General features: G+C 64.6%; 19 protein-coding genes. 13 read left to right on the forward strand and 6 right to left on the reverse strand.

Annotated features, from left to right (window positions below):
• Positions 1-19: 19 nt before the first annotated feature.
• From NWF24_RS01040 to NWF24_RS01065, 6 genes are read right to left on the reverse strand one after another with little or no spacing between them, the layout of a single operon-like run.
• Positions 20-796 (reverse strand): hypothetical protein, encoded by a 777-nt coding sequence (locus NWF24_RS01040; protein WP_258352597.1) that lies wholly within the window; start codon positions 794-796, stop codon positions 20-22.
• Positions 793-2,205, reverse strand: coding sequence for a glycosyltransferase family 4 protein (locus NWF24_RS01045; RefSeq protein ID WP_258352602.1), 1,413 nt, complete (start codon positions 2,203-2,205; stop codon positions 793-795). Before NWF24_RS01045 ends, NWF24_RS01040 begins: the two co-directional genes overlap by 4 nt.
• On the reverse strand, positions 2,202-3,203 hold the full coding sequence (gene lipA / locus NWF24_RS01050) for a lipoyl synthase (protein ID WP_258352603.1): 1,002 nt from the start codon (positions 3,201-3,203) through the stop codon (positions 2,202-2,204). The genes NWF24_RS01045 and lipA overlap by 4 nt, the downstream gene beginning before the upstream one ends.
• Before the next feature lie 7 nt (positions 3,204-3,210).
• A complete protein-coding gene (gene lipB / locus NWF24_RS01055; protein ID WP_258352604.1) occupies positions 3,211-3,906 on the reverse strand; it encodes a lipoyl(octanoyl) transferase LipB in 696 nt (231 codons plus the stop codon).
• Between the two features lie 31 nt (positions 3,907-3,937).
• A complete protein-coding gene (locus NWF24_RS01060; protein WP_258352607.1) occupies positions 3,938-4,246 on the reverse strand; it encodes a YbeD family protein in 309 nt (102 codons plus the stop codon).
• Entirely contained in the window at positions 4,243-5,136 is an 894-nt protein-coding gene (locus tag NWF24_RS01065; RefSeq protein ID WP_258352608.1) for a D-amino acid aminotransferase, read from the reverse strand. The genes NWF24_RS01060 and NWF24_RS01065 overlap by 4 nt, the downstream gene beginning before the upstream one ends.
• A gap of 158 nt (positions 5,137-5,294) precedes the next feature.
• Here NWF24_RS01065 and NWF24_RS01070 point away from each other — a divergent pair, with 158 nt between their 5' ends.
• From NWF24_RS01070 to NWF24_RS01130, 13 genes are all read left to right on the forward strand, one after another.
• Positions 5,295-5,780 (forward strand): ATP synthase subunit I, encoded by a 486-nt coding sequence (locus NWF24_RS01070; RefSeq protein ID WP_093057738.1) that lies wholly within the window; start codon positions 5,295-5,297, stop codon positions 5,778-5,780.
• Positions 5,781-5,784: 4 nt separating this feature from the next.
• A complete protein-coding gene (gene atpB, locus NWF24_RS01075; protein ID WP_258352609.1) occupies positions 5,785-6,654 on the forward strand; it encodes a F0F1 ATP synthase subunit A in 870 nt (289 codons plus the stop codon).
• Between the two features lie 60 nt (positions 6,655-6,714).
• Positions 6,715-6,978 (forward strand): F0F1 ATP synthase subunit C, encoded by a 264-nt coding sequence (gene atpE / locus NWF24_RS01080; RefSeq protein ID WP_093443444.1) that lies wholly within the window; start codon positions 6,715-6,717, stop codon positions 6,976-6,978.
• 88 nt (positions 6,979-7,066) lie between these two features.
• Positions 7,067-7,537, forward strand: coding sequence for a F0F1 ATP synthase subunit B (locus NWF24_RS01085; RefSeq protein ID WP_093057736.1), 471 nt, complete (start codon positions 7,067-7,069; stop codon positions 7,535-7,537).
• An 8-nt stretch (positions 7,538-7,545) separates the two neighbouring features.
• Positions 7,546-8,076, forward strand: a complete 531-nt coding sequence (locus tag NWF24_RS01090; protein ID WP_258352615.1) for a F0F1 ATP synthase subunit delta — start codon at positions 7,546-7,548, stop codon at positions 8,074-8,076.
• 48 nt (positions 8,077-8,124) lie between these two features.
• Positions 8,125-9,678 carry a F0F1 ATP synthase subunit alpha gene (gene atpA / locus NWF24_RS01095; RefSeq protein ID WP_093057734.1) on the forward strand — a complete coding sequence of 518 codons (1,554 nt, stop codon included), beginning with the start codon at positions 8,125-8,127 and terminating at the stop codon, positions 9,676-9,678.
• A gap of 33 nt (positions 9,679-9,711) precedes the next feature.
• On the forward strand, positions 9,712-10,587 hold the full coding sequence (gene atpG / locus NWF24_RS01100) for a F0F1 ATP synthase subunit gamma (RefSeq protein WP_093057733.1): 876 nt from the start codon (positions 9,712-9,714) through the stop codon (positions 10,585-10,587).
• Positions 10,588-10,677: 90 nt separating this feature from the next.
• Positions 10,678-11,064, forward strand: a complete 387-nt coding sequence (locus NWF24_RS01105) for a hypothetical protein (RefSeq protein WP_093057732.1) — start codon at positions 10,678-10,680, stop codon at positions 11,062-11,064.
• A gap of 137 nt (positions 11,065-11,201) precedes the next feature.
• On the forward strand, positions 11,202-12,602 hold the full coding sequence (gene atpD / locus NWF24_RS01110) for a F0F1 ATP synthase subunit beta (protein WP_258352619.1): 1,401 nt from the start codon (positions 11,202-11,204) through the stop codon (positions 12,600-12,602).
• A gap of 18 nt (positions 12,603-12,620) precedes the next feature.
• Complete coding sequence (locus NWF24_RS01115) at positions 12,621-13,040, forward strand: F0F1 ATP synthase subunit epsilon (RefSeq protein ID WP_093057730.1); 420 nt, start codon at positions 12,621-12,623, stop codon at positions 13,038-13,040.
• A 230-nt stretch (positions 13,041-13,270) separates the two neighbouring features.
• Complete coding sequence (locus NWF24_RS01120) at positions 13,271-14,440, forward strand: ROK family protein (protein ID WP_258355405.1); 1,170 nt, start codon at positions 13,271-13,273, stop codon at positions 14,438-14,440.
• Positions 14,437-15,975, forward strand: coding sequence for a sugar ABC transporter ATP-binding protein (locus NWF24_RS01125; RefSeq protein ID WP_258352623.1), 1,539 nt, complete (start codon positions 14,437-14,439; stop codon positions 15,973-15,975). Before NWF24_RS01120 ends, NWF24_RS01125 begins: the two co-directional genes overlap by 4 nt.
• Entirely contained in the window at positions 15,938-16,969 is a 1,032-nt protein-coding gene (locus NWF24_RS01130; RefSeq protein WP_258352628.1) for an ABC transporter permease, read from the forward strand. The genes NWF24_RS01125 and NWF24_RS01130 overlap by 38 nt, the downstream gene beginning before the upstream one ends.
• Positions 16,970-16,996: the final 27 nt, after the last annotated feature.

A 16,996-nucleotide genomic window follows, 5' to 3' on the forward strand; every position in this document is an offset into this window, starting at 1 on the left:
CGCGGCGTCGATGACTGTGTCAGCGCATGGCGTCGCGCAGCCGGTCGGCCACGGCTTGCAGATGGGCGCCACGGATCACGTGCTTGTACACGCCGGCCGCGACGCGCTCTTCGCCGATGATTTCGAAAGAGGGCTTGGTTGCGGGCGCTTCCGCCAGTTCGTAGCGCGTGGGCTGTGCGGCGAAGAGGCATTCGCGCCCATAGGCCTGGGCGCCGAACTCAGCGATGAAGCCCGCCAGCTCCCGCTCCAGCTGGCCGCCGAAGCTGCGCGCATAGCCGTGCATGTCGTCAAGCTTGGCTTGCAGCTCGTGCTCGTCGAGCTGCACCATGACATGGTGCTCGGAAGCCAGCCGCGCCAGCGGGCTGGGATGGCCCACGGTGGGATAGCCGAGCGAGACGACCTCGCGGCCGCGCGCTGCGGCGTGCGCGGCGACCTGGTTGGCCAGCAGGCGACACAGGTCGTGCGAAGGGTTGTAGTCCTCCGCTTCGTCGGCGACGATGCAGTCGATGCCTTGTTCGACGACATGCGTGGTCAAGGCACTGACCCACTGTGTGAACAGGCGCGTGTCGCCTTCGAGCAGTGCCCGGTAGATGTCGGCATCGGCGACCGGTTGCACAACCGTTGGAATCCAGTTGGCACCAGCTTGCGCCAGGTTGTCGATCGTCGGCTCGAGCCGAGGCACACCGGTCGATCCAGCGCCGTTGGTCAGCACCACGAAGTCCGGCCGCTCGTTGCGCAGCCATTTCCAGAGCAGCAGTTCGTGCCCCGAATGAGCGGCGATCACCAGCGGCTTCATGCGCTTGGGCCGCCCGGTCGGACGAGGGTCGAAATACGGCGCAGCGGACCGGTCACGCGCCATGAGTGACTGGCATAGACCTCGCGCAGTTGGGCCTGGAGCAGGGCGAGTTCGGCGCGCGCCTGGCGAGCCTGCTGCTCGGCTTCGGCCAGCCGTGCATTCCAGTCGGCGTTCGATTGCGTGGCCTGCGCGGCCTGCGCGGCGGCATGGTCCGCCTGCCGCTGTGTCTCGGCTTGCAGCGCGTCGATCCGGGCTTGATATATGCGCTGATGGTCGTTGAAGGATTGCTGCAGCCCCGCGATGTGCTGATGCAAGGACGCAATATTCAGATGCGCCGCCGAAGGGCTGCCGCGCCGGATCCAGTCCTGCATGTAGCGGGACATCTCGTCCGCCCGCCGGCTCGCGGGCACCTCGACCACCGGATGCTGCAGGACCATGCGCTGCACGCAACTCTCGAGCGCACCGAGCGTGGCGTCGAGGCTGCCATGCGCGCGCATCCATTCGCCGGCCTTGCCTGCATCGTCGGCGTCATAGCGGTCGAGTTCGGCGCCCACGCTCTCCCGAGTGATCGGCCGGATCAGCAATGCCCGGCCGAAATTCCAGCGTCGTGCGTGGGCCACGGTCTGCGCCGTCACCATCTCGCCCATGCCCCAGACCGGATCGAGCACCACCACCGAGTTGCCAGTGCACAGCGCCTCGGTGGCGCAGCGGCCCTTGCCGAAGACGATGTCGTAGCGGCCAAGTGCCTCGGCCGGGTCGGGCAGGTGGTTGCCCGTGCCGCTGCCGATCACGTCCAGCGACAGTCCGCGCTGCACGCAGGCGGCGCGGATCTCCTCGAGTTGCGCGTCGTGCGAGGCGTAGTTGCTGAAGACCAGCGCGGTGCGGGGCCGCGCCGGCAGCTCGCCGCGCCGGGGAAAGCGCGAAAGGTCGATACCGTTCTGGATCAGCTCGATGCGTTCGCGCGCGATGCCGAACTCGTGCACCAGGCGCTGCGCGCAGTTCTCGTCGACGGCCACATGGCATACGACCTGTGCGAACTGCGCCGGGCGCCCGTGATCGTCGCTGCGGTCATGGCATATCGTGAGGACCGGCACGTCGTGGAAATGCAGCAGCGCGCGAACCGTCTCGTGGTGCGTGTTGCCGACGATCACGTCCGGTCGCGCAGCCATGTCGGCCAGGTCGGTAACGCAGGCGATGGAGGCGAAGCGCAATTCGTTCGCCATGTCGCCGAAGGCCGTCGCGAAGATGGTGACGGCATGCCCGCGGCGGCGCAGCCACATTGCCAGGTCGCGCGTGAACATTTCGGCGCCTGTGCGATGCAGCAGGTAGCACATCGCCAGCAGGATGTGCAGGGGCCTGCCGGACGGCGGCGCGTCCACAGCAGGGGCCGTCGCCGTGTCGTTGTTCAATCGAGCGACGGCGCGCCGGCCAGAACGTGTCCTGCCTGCTGGTCTGCGTGATAGCTGGACCGCACCATCGCACCCACCGCCGCATGGCTGAAGCCCATCTTGTAGGCCTCTTCCTCGAACATCTTGAAAGTGTCGGGGTGCACGTAGCGGCGCACCGGCAGGTGCGAGCCCGACGGCGACAGGTACTGGCCGATGGTCAGCATGTCGATGTCGTGGGCGCGCATGTCACGCATGACCTGCAGGATTTCTTCGTCGGTCTCGCCCAGGCCGACCATGATGCCGCTCTTGGTCGGCACATTGGGGTGCAGCGCCTTGAACTTCTTCAGCAGGTTCAGGCTGAACTGGTAGTCGCTGCCGGGGCGCGCTTCCTTGTAGAGGCGCGGCGCGGTTTCGAGGTTGTGGTTCATCACGTCCGGCGGGGCGGCCTTGAGGATTTCAAGGGCGCGGTCGTCGCGGCCGCGGAAGTCGGGCACCAGGATCTCGATCTGCGTCATCGGCGAGAGCTCGCGGATGTTCCTGATGCAGTCGACGAAGTGCTGGCTGCCGCCGTCGCGCAGGTCGTCGCGGTCGACGCTGGTGATCACCACGTACTTCAGGCGCAGCTTGGCGATGGTCTTGGCGAGGTTGAGCGGCTCGTCCTTGTCCAGCGGGTCGGGGCGGCCGTGGCCCACGTCGCAGAACGGGCAGCGGCGCGTGCACTTGTCGCCCATGATCATGAAGGTGGCCGTGCCGTTGCCGAAGCATTCGCCGATGTTCGGGCACGAAGCCTCTTCGCAGACGGTGTGCAGGTTGCTCTCGCGCAGGATCTGCTTGATTTCGTAGAAGCGCGTGGTGGGGCTGCCGGCCTTGACGCGGATCCACTCGGGCTTCTTGAGCACTTCGCCGGTCTGCACCACCTTGACGGGAATGCGCGAGAGCTTGGCCGCCGCTTTCTGCTTGGCCAGGGGGTTGTAGGTTTCGGCGCTCTGGGCGTCGCGGACGACTTCTGTGGTGCTCATTGGTATGTCAAGGCGCCAGGTAGGCGGTGAGCTTCTGGCTCAGCACCGTGGCGGCTTCTTCCCATGTGGTTTGGATGCCGATTGTAGAAAGGTCGACCGTTTGCAGCCCTGCATAGCCGCAAGGGTTGATGCGGGAGAAGGGTTCGAGGTCCATCTGCACGTTGAGCGCCACACCGTGATAAGTGGCATGGCGGCTCACCTTGATGCCCAGCGCGGCGATCTTGCCGAGGCCGCGGAACGGGTCGGCGGCGGGCATTGGGCCGGTCAGCGCGGCGTGCGAGAACGGGTCGTCCTGGCGCACGTAGATGCCCGGCGCGCCGGGCACGCGGTGGCCGGTCACGCCGAAGTGGGCGAGCGTGCGCAGCACCGATTCCTCGATGCGGTAGACGTATTCCTTGACGAAGTAGCCCGCCCGGCGCAGATCGATCAGCGGGTATGCCACCACTTGGCCGGGGCCATGGAAGGTGACCTGGCCGCCGCGGTCGGTCTGCACGACCGGGATGGCGCCGGGGTTCAGGATGTGGTCCTGCTTGCCCGCGATGCCTTGCGTGAACACCGGGGCGTGCTCGCAAATCCATAGCGCATCGGGCGTGTCGGGCGTGCGTTCCATCGTGAACTGTTTCATCGCCGCGAAGGTATCGGCGTAGTCGACGCGGCCCAGCGGGTGCAGCTCGATGGCGGGAACGGTGGCGGTGTCTGTCATGGCGTGGTCCGCCGCGCGGGCCGCTTATGGGTCAAAGCACGACCTTGACCATCGGGTGCGCGGACAGCGCGCGATACAGGTCGTCGAGTTGCTCGCGGCTGGTGGCCGTGACGGTGATGGTCACGCCGAGGTAGTTGCCGGCCTTGCTGTCGCGCAGCTCGATGGTGGTGGCGTCGAAGGTCGGGTCGAATTGCTCGGCGATCTGCGTGACGGCATGCACGAAGCCGTCGACCTTGGCGCCCATCACCTTGATCGGAAACTGCGAGGGGTACTCGATCAGCGATTCCTTGCGCGGGTCGGGGATTGCGTTGGTGTCGGTGGTGGTCGTGTTGTCGGTCATGCCAGGGCTCCGTGCTTCTGTGCGTTGTGTTGCTTGGCCTGCTGGTAGGCCGCATACAAGCTCTTGTAAATGGGGCCGGGGAGGCCGTTGCCAATAGCCTGCCCGTCGAGCGTGACGACGGGTAGCAGCTCCTTGCTGGCCGAGGAGATCAGCAACTCGTCGGCGGCGAACACCTCGTCGCGCGAGATGGGGCGCAGCGCAAAGGGAATGCCGAGCGCCTTGCACAGGCGCTCGAACAAGCTGTAGCGGATGCCGGTCAGCACGAGGTTGTTCTTGGGCGGGCCCATCAGCTTGCCGTCCTTCACGATCCACACGTTGCTCGACGAGGCCTCGCTGAGCCATTCGTCGCGGAACATGATGGTCTCGGCCGCGCCGGCCTCCACGCTGATCTGCCGCGCGAGCACGGCGCCCAGCAGGCTGGTGCTCTTGATGTGGGCCTTCTGCCAGCGGAAGTCGGCCGCGGTGACGCAGGCCACGCCCTTGGCGCGGATGGCGTCGGAGATGGGGGGCAGCGGGTTCACCATCACGAACACCGTCGGGCGCAGGCCGCGCACCATTGCGTGGTCGCGCGGAGCCACGCCGCGCGTCACCTGAAAGTACACTGACTGGGGTTCGTCGCCGCCGGGCTCGACCAGGCGCATCACGATCTCGCGCCATTGCTCGAGCGAAAGCGGGTTTTCTATCTGCAACTCGGCGAGCGAGCGGTCGAGGCGGGCCATGTGCTCCTCGAAGCAGAAGGGCTGGCCGAAGTAGACGGGGACGTATTCGTAGATGCCGTCGCCGAAAATGAAGCCACGGTCGAGGACGCTGATCTTCGCGTCGCGCAGGGCGGTGTACTCGCCGTCGAGGTAACAAAGCGTGGCGGGCAGGGCGTCGGTGATAGGGTGCATGAAGGAATTATGGTTGTGTGCGCCGCGTCGGGTTCGCGTCAGGGAATGCAGCGTCGATTTGCATGCGCGACAGCGCGGGGTGGCGGGACCGGCTGGGTTTTTACTTATAATCAATGGCTTTGTAGAAATTCTGGGTCGTCATCCGGGCTTCATTCGAAATGAAAACAATCGCCCGTCAAGACTCGGAGGTCGCTGAAGACCTCGATGCAGAATTCAAGCCGTTGACCGCCGATGAGGCGCGTGAACTGCGAGCAAAGAACCCTTCGGTCTCCCCATGGCGGGTGATCGCGGGTCAGTTGGTTGTCGGTCTGGTGGTGGCTCTGGCCGCCTGGGGACTGACGGGGAGGCAAAATCTGGGTTGGTCCGCCGCTTACGGTGCGATCGCGGTGGTTGTTCCATCAGCGGTTTTCGCGCGCGGGCTGACCGGTCGGTTTTCTTCCTTGAATCCGGGCACTGCGGTGTTCGGATTCTTCCTGTGGGAAATGGTCAAGATGGCCTTGTCCGTGGCGATGCTGATCGCCGCGCCAAGGCTGATAACGGCGCTGAGCTGGCCAGCAATGCTGATCGGCCTGGTGGTGACAATGAAGGCGGCCTGGTTGGCGGTGATGTTCTCGCCCCGGCGCCGGCAACAGAGAGACGAGTAACGGAATGGCTGCTGAAAACGCTGCGGAACATGGTCAGACCGCGGGTGAATACATCGTTCACCACTTGACGCACCTGCAAAGCTCCAAGCCCGGAGGTGTTGCTGACTTCTCGGTTTTCAATTTCGACTCGCTCTTTTTCTCGATCACGCTCGGCATCCTGGGTTGCTGGCTGCTCTGGCTGGCTGCCCGCAAGGCCACTTCGGGTGTTCCCGGCCGTTTTCAAGCGGCTGTCGAACTGCTCGTCGAAATGGTCGACCAGCAGGCCAAGGGCATCGTCCACAACGCCACGAGCCGCAAGTTCGTCGCGCCGCTGGCCCTCACGATCTTCGTGTGGATCTTCCTGCTGAACGCAATGGACCTGTTCCCGGTCGATTTGTTCCCGGCAATTTGGGCCAAGATCTTCCACATCGCCGGCGAAGACCCGCACCACGCCTACCTGCGTGTCGTGCCCACCGCCGACCTCTCGGTGACCATGGGCATGTCGGTGGCCGTGCTGCTGATCTGTATCTACTACAACATCAAGATCAAGGGCGCCGGCGGCTGGATCCACGAGCTGTTCACCGCACCCTTCGGCAACCACTGGGCGCTGTACCCCTTCAACTTCGCCATGCAGATGATCGAGTTCGTCGCCAAGACGGTCTCGCACGGCATGCGGTTGTTCGGCAACATGTACGCCGGTGAACTGATCTTCCTGCTGATCGCCCTGATGGGTGGTGCCTGGTCCATGTCGGCCACCGGCATCGGCCTGGCCATCGGCCACATCATCGCGGGCACGGCCTGGGCCATCTTCCACATCCTGATCATCACGCTGCAAGCCTTCGTGTTCATGATGCTGACGCTGGTCTACATCGGCCAGGCTCACGAGCACCACTGATCATCCGTTTTCGTTTTTGTTTTTTGTTTTCTCTTCAACCAAAGTCCTCTAGGAGTCATCATGGAAGTTATTAGCTTTGTTGCACTGGCCGCCGGCCTGATCATCGGTCTGGGCGCTGTGGGCGCATGTATCGGCATCGGCATCATGGGCAGCAAGTACCTCGAGTCGGCCGCACGTCAGCCTGAACTCATGGGTGAACTTCAAACCAAGATGTTCCTGCTGGCTGGTCTGATCGACGCCGCTTTCATTATCGGCACCGGTATCGCTCTGTGGTTCGCAACGGCCAACCCGTTCCTGGCCCAGATCGCTCTCCTGCCGAAGTAAGTCTTTCTCGTCGGACCTGCGTCGTCGTTCCCTAGTCCTCTGGCGTCTAGCGAATGGCTTCGATTCAATCCCAAAGAGAGGGTGAAAAGTGAGCATTACCGGTACCCTGATCGTTCAGATGATCGTGTTCCTGATCCTGGTCGGGTTCACGATGAAGTACGTGTGGCCGCCGATCGCGAAAGCGCTGGACGACCGCGCTGCGAAGATCGCCGAAGGCCTCGCTGCCGCCGACAAGGCCAAGTCCGAGCTGTCCGCCGCCAACAAGCGCGTGGAAGCCGAACTGGGTCAGGCACGCAACGAGTCCGCACAACGTCTTGCCGACGCCGAACGTCGCGCCCAGGCCATCGTTGAAGAGGCCAAGGCCCGCGCGACCGAGGAAGGCAACAAGATCGTTGCAGCCGCACGCGTCGAAGCCGACCAGCAGGCACTGAAGGCCCGTGAAGCACTGCGCGAGCAGGTTGCCGCACTGGCCGTCAAGGGCGCAGAGCAGATTCTGCGCAAGGAAGTGAATGCAGGCGTTCACGCCGATTTGCTCGCCCGTCTGCAGACCGAACTCTGATAGAAGCCATGGCAGAACTCGCCACCATTGCACGCCCCTACGCCGAGGCGCTCTTCAAGGCGTCGTCGTCCGACGTCGCCGGTACCAGCGCCTGGCTCGAAAAGATTGCCGCCATCGCGGCCAATCCGGAGCTCCAGCAGTTCGCCGACAACCCGAAGGCCACGGCCGAACAGGTGATCGGCGTGGTCGCCGGTGCATTCGGTGCACCGTTGGCCGCTCCTGCCCAGAACTTCCTGGGTGCGCTCCTCGAGAACGGGCGCTTTTCGGTGCTGCCGGAAATTGCGAAGCAGTTCCGGGCACTGGCCAACGCGAAGAGCGGTTCGTCCGACGCCGTGGTCTACAGCGCCTTCCCGATCGACGGCCCGGCGCTGGCCAATGTGTCGGCCGCGCTCGAAAAGCGTTTCGGTCGCAAGCTCCAGGTCACGGTCCAGCAAGAGCCGGAACTGATCGGCGGCATTCGTGTGGTGGTCGGCGACGAGGTGCTCGACACCTCCGTCAAAGCGCGCCTTGAACAAATGAAAGTTGCGCTGGCAGCCTGACGGTTTCCAGCCCTCTACTTGTAGCCTCAAAGAAAGAAGGAAAGAGTCATGCAACTCAATCCCGCAGAAATTTCCGAACTGATCAAGAGCCGCATCGAGGGCCTCGGGGTCAGCGCCAACATCCGTAACGAAGGCACCGTGGTGTCGGTGACGGACGGCATCGTGCGCGTGCACGGCCTGTCCGACGCGATGCAGGGCGAAATGCTCGAATTCCCGCCCACGGCAGACGGCACGCCGTCGTTCGGCCTGGCGCTGAACCTCGAACGCGACTCGGTCGGCGCCGTGATTCTGGGCGAGTACGAGCACATCTCCGAAGGCGACACCGTCAAGTGCACGGGCCGCATTCTGGAAGTGCCCGTGGGCCCCGAGCTCATCGGCCGCGTGGTGAACGCACTGGGCCAGCCGATCGACGGCAAGGGTCCGATCAACGCCAAGATGACCGACGTGATCGAAAAGGTCGCACCGGGCGTGATCGCCCGCAAGTCGGTCGACCAGCCGATGCAGACCGGCCTGAAGTCCATCGACTCGATGGTGCCCGTCGGCCGTGGCCAGCGCGAGCTGATCATCGGCGACCGCCAGACCGGCAAGACGGCAGTGGCCATCGACGCGATCATCAACCAGAAGGGTCAGAACATGACCTGCGTCTACGTTGCGATCGGCCAGAAGGCTTCGTCGATCAAGAACGTGGTGCGCGCACTGGAACAAGCCGGTGCCATGGACTACACCATCGTGGTTGCGGCTTCCGCTTCGGAATCGGCTGCCATGCAATACGTGTCGGCCTACTCGGGTTGCACGATGGGCGAGTACTTCCGCGACCGCGGCGAAGACGCCCTGATCGTCTATGACGACCTGTCCAAGCAGGCCGTTGCCTACCGCCAGGTCTCGCTGCTGCTGCGCCGCCCGCCGGGCCGCGAAGCCTACCCCGGCGACGTGTTCTATCTCCACAGCCGTCTGCTCGAGCGCGCAGCCCGCGTGAACGCCGACTACGTCGAAGCCTTCACCAAGGGTGAGGTCAAGGGCAAGACCGGTTCGCTGACCGCACTGCCGATCATCGAAACGCAAGCCGGCGACGTGTCCGCTTTCGTGCCGACCAACGTGATCTCGATCACCGACGGCCAGATCTTCCTGGAAACCAACCTGTTCAACGCAGGTATCCGCCCCGCCATCAACGCCGGTATCTCGGTGTCGCGCGTGGGTTCGTCGGCTCAGACGAAGATCATCAAGGGCCTGTCCGGCGGTATCCGTACCGACCTGGCGCAGTACCGAGAGCTGGCTGCGTTCGCGCAGTTCGCTTCCGACCTGGACGAAGCCACCCGCAAGCAGCTCGACCGCGGTGCCCGCGTGACCGAACTGCTGAAGCAGGCACAGTACAGCCCGCTGCCGATCTCGCTGATGGGCGCGTCGCTGTTCGCCGTGAACAAGGGCTTCATGGACGACCTCGAAATCAAGAAGGTGCTGCCGTTCGAACATGGCCTGCACCAGTTCCTGAAGTCCAGCCACGCCCCGTTGCTCGACAAGATCGAGAAGGCCAAGGCGCTTGACAAGGAAGCGGAAGCCGAATTGCTGGCAGCCGTCACCGCGTTCAAGAAGTCGTTCGCCTGATCGACCCCTTGATCGACGCAAGAAGGAGCTCTCATGGCAGCTGGTAAGGAAATCCGCGGCAAGATCAAATCGGTGGAAAACACCAAGAAGATCACCAAGGCCATGGAAATGGTCTCGGTTTCCAAGATGCGCAAGGCGCAGGAACGCATGCGCGCCGCTCGCCCCTACAGCGAAAAGATCCGCAACATCGCAGCCAACCTCGGCAAGGCGAACCCGGAGTACACCCACGCGTTCATGAAGACGACCGATGCCAAGGGCGTCGGCTTCATCATCGTGACCAGCGACAAGGGCCTGTGCGGCGGCTTGAACACCAACTTGCTGCGCGCCGTCACCGGCAAGCTGCGCGAAGCGCAGGCAGCGGGCAACGTGGTCGAGTCGGTCGCCATCGGCAACAAGGGCCTGGGTTTCCTGAATCGCATCGGCGCCCGCGTGGTGGCCCATGTGACGCAGCTGGGCGACACGCCGCATCTGGACAAGCTCATCGGGCCGGTCAAGACGCTGCTGGACGCCTATGCCGAAGGCAAGCTGTCGGCGGTGTACCTGTGCTACACGAAGTTCATCAACACCATCAAGCAAGAGCCGATGGTGGAGCAACTGCTGCCGCTGAAGGCCGAGACGCTGCAAACCGAGTCGGGTCATCATTCGTGGGACTACATCTACGAACCCGACGCGCAAAGCGTGATCGACGAGCTGCTGGTGCGCTACGTGGAATCGCTGGTGTACCAGGCCGTGGCCGAAAACATGGCGTCCGAACACTCGGCGCGCATGGTGGCCATGAAGGCTGCGACCGACAACGCGGGCAACGTGATCAGCGAACTGAAGCTGGTCTACAACAAGACCCGTCAGGCAGGCATCACCAAAGAGCTGTCCGAAATCGTGTCCGGCGCGGCCGCGGCCGCAGGCGTTTGATTGAGGCAATGCAACAGGCCGCGTTGCTGATCGGATGCGCTCTGCGCGCCCGGTAACCCAAGGCCTTTATTTAAGGGGACTCTGCGCAAAATGAAGAAGATTCTTGCTCTGGTGGCGATTGCTGCCGCTCTGACTGCCTGCTCCAAGAAGGAAGAGGCGCCCGCGCCTGCACCGGCTCCCGCTGCTGCACCCGCCGCGCCCGCTCCGGCTCCTGCGCCCGCAGCAGCACCGGCAGCTCCCGCTGCAGCCCCGACGGCATCGGCCGCCGACCTGCCGCAGGAGTGCAACGACTACCTGGCCAAGGTGCAGACCTGCGTTGGTTCGCAAAGCGGCGCCGCTGCTGACGCGATGAAGGCCAGCCTCGACCAGACGAAGGCCACCTGGGCTTCAATGGGTGCCGACAAGGCTGCGTTGGGTCAGGCCTGCAAGGCTGCTTCGGACGCCTTCGCTGCGCAAGCGACGGCCATGAAGTGCTGATGAACTGACGAGAAGAAGTAGAGATTCAAGGGTGCCGGCCCGTCCGGCATTCTTGCAAAAGCGGCCCGTTTTGGCACCAGGACGCTTCTGCAAGAACCTGTCGCAAATTTATTGAGATCCATCCAGAAGGAAACGCCATGGCTGAAGGAAAAATTGTCCAATGTATCGGCGCCGTGGTCGACGTGGAGTTCCCGCGTGACCAGATGCCCAAGGTGTACGACGCCTTGAAATTCGAAGGCGGCGGGCTGACCCTCGAAGTTCAGCAGTTGCTCGGCGACGGCGTGGTGCGCACCATTGCGCTGGGCTCGTCCGACGGCCTGCGCCGCGGCCTGATCGTGACCAACACCGGCGCGCCCATCACCGTGCCGGTCGGCAAGGCCACGCTCGGCCGCATCATGGACGTGCTCGGCCGTCCGATCGACGAGCGCGGCGACGTGGGCCAGGAGCTCACCGCTTCCATCCACCGCAAGGCTCCCGCGTACGACGAACTGTCGCCTTCGCAAGACCTGCTGGAAACCGGCATCAAGGTGATCGACCTGGTGTGCCCGTTCGCCAAGGGCGGCAAGGTGGGCCTGTTCGGCGGCGCCGGCGTGGGCAAGACCGTGAACATGATGGAACTCATCAACAACATCGCCAAGGCTCACTCGGGTCTGTCGGTGTTCGCCGGTGTGGGTGAACGTACCCGCGAAGGCAACGACTTCTATCACGAGATGGCCGACTCCGGCGTCGTGAACCTCGAGAAGCTCGAGGACTCGAAGGTGGCCATGGTCTACGGCCAGATGAACGAACCTCCGGGCAACCGTCTGCGCGTGGCGCTGACCGGCCTGACCATCGCCGAGTCGTTCCGCGACGAAGGCCGTGACGTTCTGTTCTTCGTGGACAACATCTACCGCTACACGCTGGCCGGTACCGAAGTGTCGGCTCTGCTGGGCCGCATGCCTTCCGCCGTGGGCTACCAGCCGACGCTGGCAGAAGAAATGGGCCGCCTGCAAGAGCGGATCACGTCGACCAAGGTCGGCTCGATCACCTCGATCCAGGCTGTGTACGTCCCTGCCGACGACTTGACCGACCCGTCGCCCGCTACCACCTTCGCCCACTTGGACTCGACCGTGGTGCTGTCGCGTGACATCGCCTCGCTCGGTATCTACCCCGCCGTTGACCCGCTGGATTCGACCTCGCGCCAGCTCGACCCGAACGTGGTCGGCGAAGAGCACTACAACGTGGCCCGCGCCGTGCAAGGCACGCTGCAGCGCTACAAGGAACTGCGCGACATCATCGCCATTCTGGGCATGGACGAACTGGCTCCCGACGACAAGCTGGCCGTGGCCCGCGCCCGGAAGATCCAGCGTTTCCTGTCGCAGCCGTTCCACGTGGCCGAAGTGTTCACGGGCTCGCCCGGCAAGTACGTGCCGCTGGCTGAAACCATCCGTGGTTTCAAGATGATCGTGAACGGCGAAGCCGACCACCTGCCGGAACAAGCGTTCTACATGGTGGGCAGCATCGACGAAGCGTTCGAAAAAGCCAAGAAGGTCGCGTAAGGCGGCATAGGAACTCAGATGGCAAACACCATTCACGTCGACGTGGTCAGCGCGGAAGAGTCGATCTTCTCGGGCGAAGCCAGGTTCGTCGCGCTGCCCGGTGAAGCCGGTGAGCTCGGCATCTATCCGCGCCACACTCCGCTGATCACGCGCATCCGCCCTGGTGCAGTGCGCATCGAAACGGCCGACGGCAAGGAAGAGTTCGTCTTCGTGGCCGGCGGCATTCTCGAAGTGCAGCCCAACGCCGTTACCGTGCTGTCCGACACCGCGATCCGCGGCAAGGACCTCGATGACGAGAAGGCCAACCAGGCCAAGGCCGCCGCCGAGGAAGCGCTGAAGAACGCGAAGAGCGACATCGACATCGCGATGGCGCAATCGGAGCTGGCTGTTATGGCCGCCCAGATCGCAGCACTGCGCAAGTACCGCCAGAAGAAGTAATCGGCCTTTCCGATTGCTCCGACAAGAAGCCGCCTTCGGGCGGCTTTTTTGCGTCTGTACGCTTTCATTCGATCATCTTCGGCTGAAACATGGTCGAAGTTCGGCCTTGTCTGGCTGAAGAGCGCCGCCTAGTATTCGCCTTCGTCCAGCAGCCGGGGCTGCGGGCGCAAAGCAAAAGAACACCGGAGACAAAGCGCGTGGCACCCTGGAGTGGCATCACTGCGGACGAAATGCGGCTGCTGGAAACGACCTTCTGGTCGGCCGGCGGTTCGCGCCATGCCATGGCCGAGCAACTTGGCTTCTCCAAGAGCAAGGCCAACGGGCTGATCGCCGGCCTCGTCGACCAGGGCCTGCTCGCCGAAGCTGGCCTGCAACGCTCATCGGGCGGCCGTCGCGCCGAAAACCTCCAGCTGCATGCCGGACTCGGCGTGCTCATCGGCATCGACATCGGCGCCACCAGCCTCGACGTGGCCGTGCTTCGGCCCGACCTCACCGTGCTCGCTCAGCACGACGAACCCGCCGACGTGCGCGAAGGCCCGGCCGTGGTGCTGGCTCGGGTGCGCACGCTCATGCGCGAGCTGCTGGCCCGCTGCAACGCGAGCGCCAAGGACGTGCTCGGCATCGGCATCGGCGTGCCCGGCCCCGTCAACTTCGAGATCGGCCAGCTCGTGAATCCGCCGCTGATGCCCGCATGGGACAGCTTCTCGATCCGCGACTACCTGCGCGAGGACTACGCGGCGCCCGTCTTCGTCGACAACGACGTGAACCTCATGGCGCTCGGCGAACTGTGGCGCCTCAAGCGTTCGCTGACCAACTTCCTCGTCATCAAGATCGGCACCGGCATTGGCTGCGGCATCGTCTGCCACGGCGAGGTGTACCGTGGCGCGGCAGGCTCGGCCGGCGACGTGGGCCACATCTGCGTCGACCAGGAAGGCCCGCGCTGCCATTGCGGCAACCTCGGCTGCGTCGAGGCCATGGCCGCCGGCCCTGCGATCACGCGCATGGCGATGCAGGCCGCCGAGGCCGGTGAAAGCGCGACGCTGGCCGAATGCCTGCGCGTGCACGGGCGCATCGACGCCATCGATGTGGGCCAGGCCAGCCGCGGCGGCGACACGGCCGCCAACGCCATCATCCAGCGCGCGGGAAGCCTGATCGGGCAGATGCTCGCGTCGGTCGTCAACTTCTTCAATCCGTCGCATGTGTTCATCGGCGGCGGCATCACGCGCATCGGCCCGCTGTTTCTCGCGGCCGTGCGGCAGAGCGTGTACCAGCGCTCGCTGGCGCTCTCCACGCGACATCTCGAAATTCAGTACACCCCGCTGGGCATGCAGGGCGGCCTGATCGGTGCCGGCGTGCTTGCGATGCAAGAGACCCTGAAGGCCCGCGGAGTGGCGCCATGAACGCGGCTGAGAACATCAAGGGCAGCGTCGCTGTCGAGTTCGATGGCGTGGTGAAGGCCTTCGGCCCCGTGCAGGTGCTGCACGGCGTGAGCTTTGCGCTCGCGCCAGGCCACGTCTACGGACTGCTCGGCGAGAACGGCGCGGGCAAGTCAACACTGATGAAGATCCTGGCTGGCTACGAGCCGCTGAGCGGTGGCACGCTGAGCGTCAACGCGCAGCCGCAGCAGTTCGCGAGTTCGCGTGATGCCGAAGCGCTGGGCATCGTGCTGATCCACCAGGAGTTCAATCTCGCCGAAGACCTGAGCGTGGCGCAGAACATCTTCCTCGGCCACGAGAAGAAGAAAGGCTGGCTGCTCGATGACGCATCGATGGAGCGCGACGCCGCCACCGCACTTGCAGCAGTGGGCCTGAACATCGACCCCCGCACCAAGGTGCGAAAGCTCATCGTCGCCGAGAAGCAGCTCGTCGAGATCGCAAAAGCCATCGCCCGCCGAGCGCGCCTGCTCATCATGGACGAGCCCACCGCCACGTTGACGCCGGGCGAGACCGAGCGCCTGTTCAAGCTCATTGCCCAGCTGCGCGCCGATGGCGTGACCATCGTCTACATCTCGCACAAGCTCGACGAAGTGGAGCAGGTGACGGACGAAGTGATCGTCATGCGCGACGGCCGCTTCGTCGCGCGCGCACCTACGTCCGAGGTCACACGCCAGCAGATGGCCAACCTCATGGTGGGCCGCGAACTGGCCGACCTGTACCCGCCGCGCGACGTGGTCGTCGCGGCCGACGCACCCGCCATGCGCGTGCGCAACTTCAGCGTGCCCAGCTGGGCGCAGGACGCGAGCTTCGAAGTGCGCCCCGGCGAGATCCTCGGCTTCGCGGGCCTCGTCGGCGCGGGCCGCACCGAGCTCTTCGAAGGCCTGCTCGGCCTGCGCCCCGCGAGCGGCAGCGTCGAGATGCTCGGCAAGCCCGTGCCCCACAACAAGGGCTGGCGCAACCCGCGCGATGCCGCGAAGCACGGCCTCACCTACCTCAGTGAAGACCGCAAGGGCAAGGGCCTGCACGTCAACTTCGGCCTGCGCCAGAACCTCACGCTGATGGCGCTCGAACGCTATGCCCAGCCCTGGCTCAAGCCCGATGCCGAGCGCGGCGCGCTGGCCGAGGCAGTGAAGGACTACGGCATCCGCACCGGTTCGCTCGACGTCAAGGCATCGTCGCTGTCGGGCGGCAACCAGCAGAAGCTCGCGCTTGCAAAAGTGCTTCAGCCGCAGCCCAAGGTGGTGGTGCTCGACGAGCCTACGCGTGGCGTCGATGTGGGCGCCAAGCGCGACATCTATTTCCTGATCCAGCGACTCGCCCGCGAAGGGCTCGCGGTGATCGTCGTCTCGTCGGAGTTGATGGAGCTGATCGGCCTGTGCCACCGCGTCGCGGTGATGCGCGCGGGCCGCCTCGTTGCCACGCTCGACGCGGACCATCTGACTGAAGAGGAGCTCATCGCTCATGCCACCGGAACAGCCAACACCACCGCAGACGCTTGAAGCCGCGCAGCAGCAGCACCGCAGCGAGGCCAAGCCGGGCTGGGTGCAGCGCCTGCACGGGCTCGGCCCGGTCATCGGCCTCGTGCTGCTGTGCATCGCCGGCACGCTGCTGAACGGCGACTTCGCGACCCTCGACAACGCAATGAACGTGCTCACGCGCACAGCCTTCATCGGCATCATCGCGGTGGGCATGTGCTTCGTGATCATCTCGGGCGGCATCGACCTGTCGGTGGGCTCGATGGCCGCGCTCATCGCGGGCAGCGTGATCATGTTCATCAACTGGGCCGGGCCGGCCTCGGGCTCGCCGCTGCTCGCGGTGGTGATGGGGGCGGTGCTGGCGGTGGTGCTCGGTGCGGTGTTCGGCCTTGCGCATGGCCTGCTCATCACCAAGGGCCGCATCGAGCCCTTCATCGTGACGCTGGGCACGCTCGGCATCTTCCGCGCGTACCTCACGTACTTTGCCGACGGCGGCGCGCTCACGCTCGACAACGACCTGTCGGACCTCTATGCACCGGTGTACTACGCGAGCCTTGCGGGCATCCCGGTGCCGGTTTGGGTGTTCGTGATCGTCGCGGTCATCGGCGGCGTGATCCTCAACCGCACGGCCTACGGGCGCTACGTGCAGGCCATCGGCTCGAACGAACAGGTTGCGCGCTATGCGGCCGTGGACGTCGACCGCGTGAAGATCCTCACCTACGTGCTGCTCGGTGTGTGCGTGGGCATTGCCACGCTGCTGTACGTGCCGCGCCTGGGCTCGGCCTCTCCGACCACCGGCCTGCTGTGGGAGCTCGAAGCTATCGCCGCGGTGATCGTCGGCGGCACCGCGCTCAAGGGCGGCGCGGGCAGCATCACGGGCACCGTGGTGGGCGCGATCCTGCTCTCGGTCATCAGCAACATCCTGAACCTCACCAGCATCATCAGCGTGTACCTGAATGCTGCCGTGCAGGGCTTCGTGATCATCATCGTCGCGTTCCTTCAGCGAGGACGCCGCTAATCCCTTTCCCGTTCGTTCCATCAACCA

This window comes from Variovorax paradoxus (assembly GCF_024734665.1).
Classification (GTDB): Bacteria; Pseudomonadota; Gammaproteobacteria; order Burkholderiales; family Burkholderiaceae_C; genus Variovorax.

Excerpts from the sequence above, each read along its gene's own strand:
- lipA (WP_258352603.1), bottom strand. The coding sequence starts at position 3,203 with ATGAGCACCACAGAAGTCGTCCGCGACGCCCAGAGCGCCGAAACCTAC.
- NWF24_RS01130 (WP_258352628.1), top strand. The coding sequence starts at position 15,938 with ATGCCACCGGAACAGCCAACACCACCGCAGACGCTTGAAGCCGCGCAG.
- atpB (WP_258352609.1), top strand. The coding sequence starts at position 5,785 with ATGGCTGCTGAAAACGCTGCGGAACATGGTCAGACCGCGGGTGAATAC.
- NWF24_RS01040 (WP_258352597.1), bottom strand. The coding sequence starts at position 796 with ATGAAGCCGCTGGTGATCGCCGCTCATTCGGGGCACGAACTGCTGCTC.
- NWF24_RS01115 (WP_093057730.1), top strand. The coding sequence starts at position 12,621 with ATGGCAAACACCATTCACGTCGACGTGGTCAGCGCGGAAGAGTCGATC.
- atpD (WP_258352619.1), top strand. The coding sequence starts at position 11,202 with ATGGCTGAAGGAAAAATTGTCCAATGTATCGGCGCCGTGGTCGACGTG.
- NWF24_RS01105 (WP_093057732.1), top strand. The coding sequence starts at position 10,678 with ATGAAGAAGATTCTTGCTCTGGTGGCGATTGCTGCCGCTCTGACTGCC.
- NWF24_RS01120 (WP_258355405.1), top strand. The coding sequence starts at position 13,271 with ATGCGGCTGCTGGAAACGACCTTCTGGTCGGCCGGCGGTTCGCGCCAT.
- atpE (WP_093443444.1), top strand. The coding sequence starts at position 6,715 with ATGGAAGTTATTAGCTTTGTTGCACTGGCCGCCGGCCTGATCATCGGT.
- NWF24_RS01125 (WP_258352623.1), top strand. The coding sequence starts at position 14,437 with ATGAACGCGGCTGAGAACATCAAGGGCAGCGTCGCTGTCGAGTTCGAT.
- NWF24_RS01090 (WP_258352615.1), top strand. The coding sequence starts at position 7,546 with ATGGCAGAACTCGCCACCATTGCACGCCCCTACGCCGAGGCGCTCTTC.
- NWF24_RS01070 (WP_093057738.1), top strand. The coding sequence starts at position 5,295 with ATGAAAACAATCGCCCGTCAAGACTCGGAGGTCGCTGAAGACCTCGAT.
- atpG (WP_093057733.1), top strand. The coding sequence starts at position 9,712 with ATGGCAGCTGGTAAGGAAATCCGCGGCAAGATCAAATCGGTGGAAAAC.
- NWF24_RS01065 (WP_258352608.1), bottom strand. The coding sequence starts at position 5,136 with ATGCACCCTATCACCGACGCCCTGCCCGCCACGCTTTGTTACCTCGAC.
- lipB (WP_258352604.1), bottom strand. The coding sequence starts at position 3,906 with ATGACAGACACCGCCACCGTTCCCGCCATCGAGCTGCACCCGCTGGGC.
- NWF24_RS01060 (WP_258352607.1), bottom strand. The coding sequence starts at position 4,246 with ATGACCGACAACACGACCACCACCGACACCAACGCAATCCCCGACCCG.
- atpA (WP_093057734.1), top strand. The coding sequence starts at position 8,125 with ATGCAACTCAATCCCGCAGAAATTTCCGAACTGATCAAGAGCCGCATC.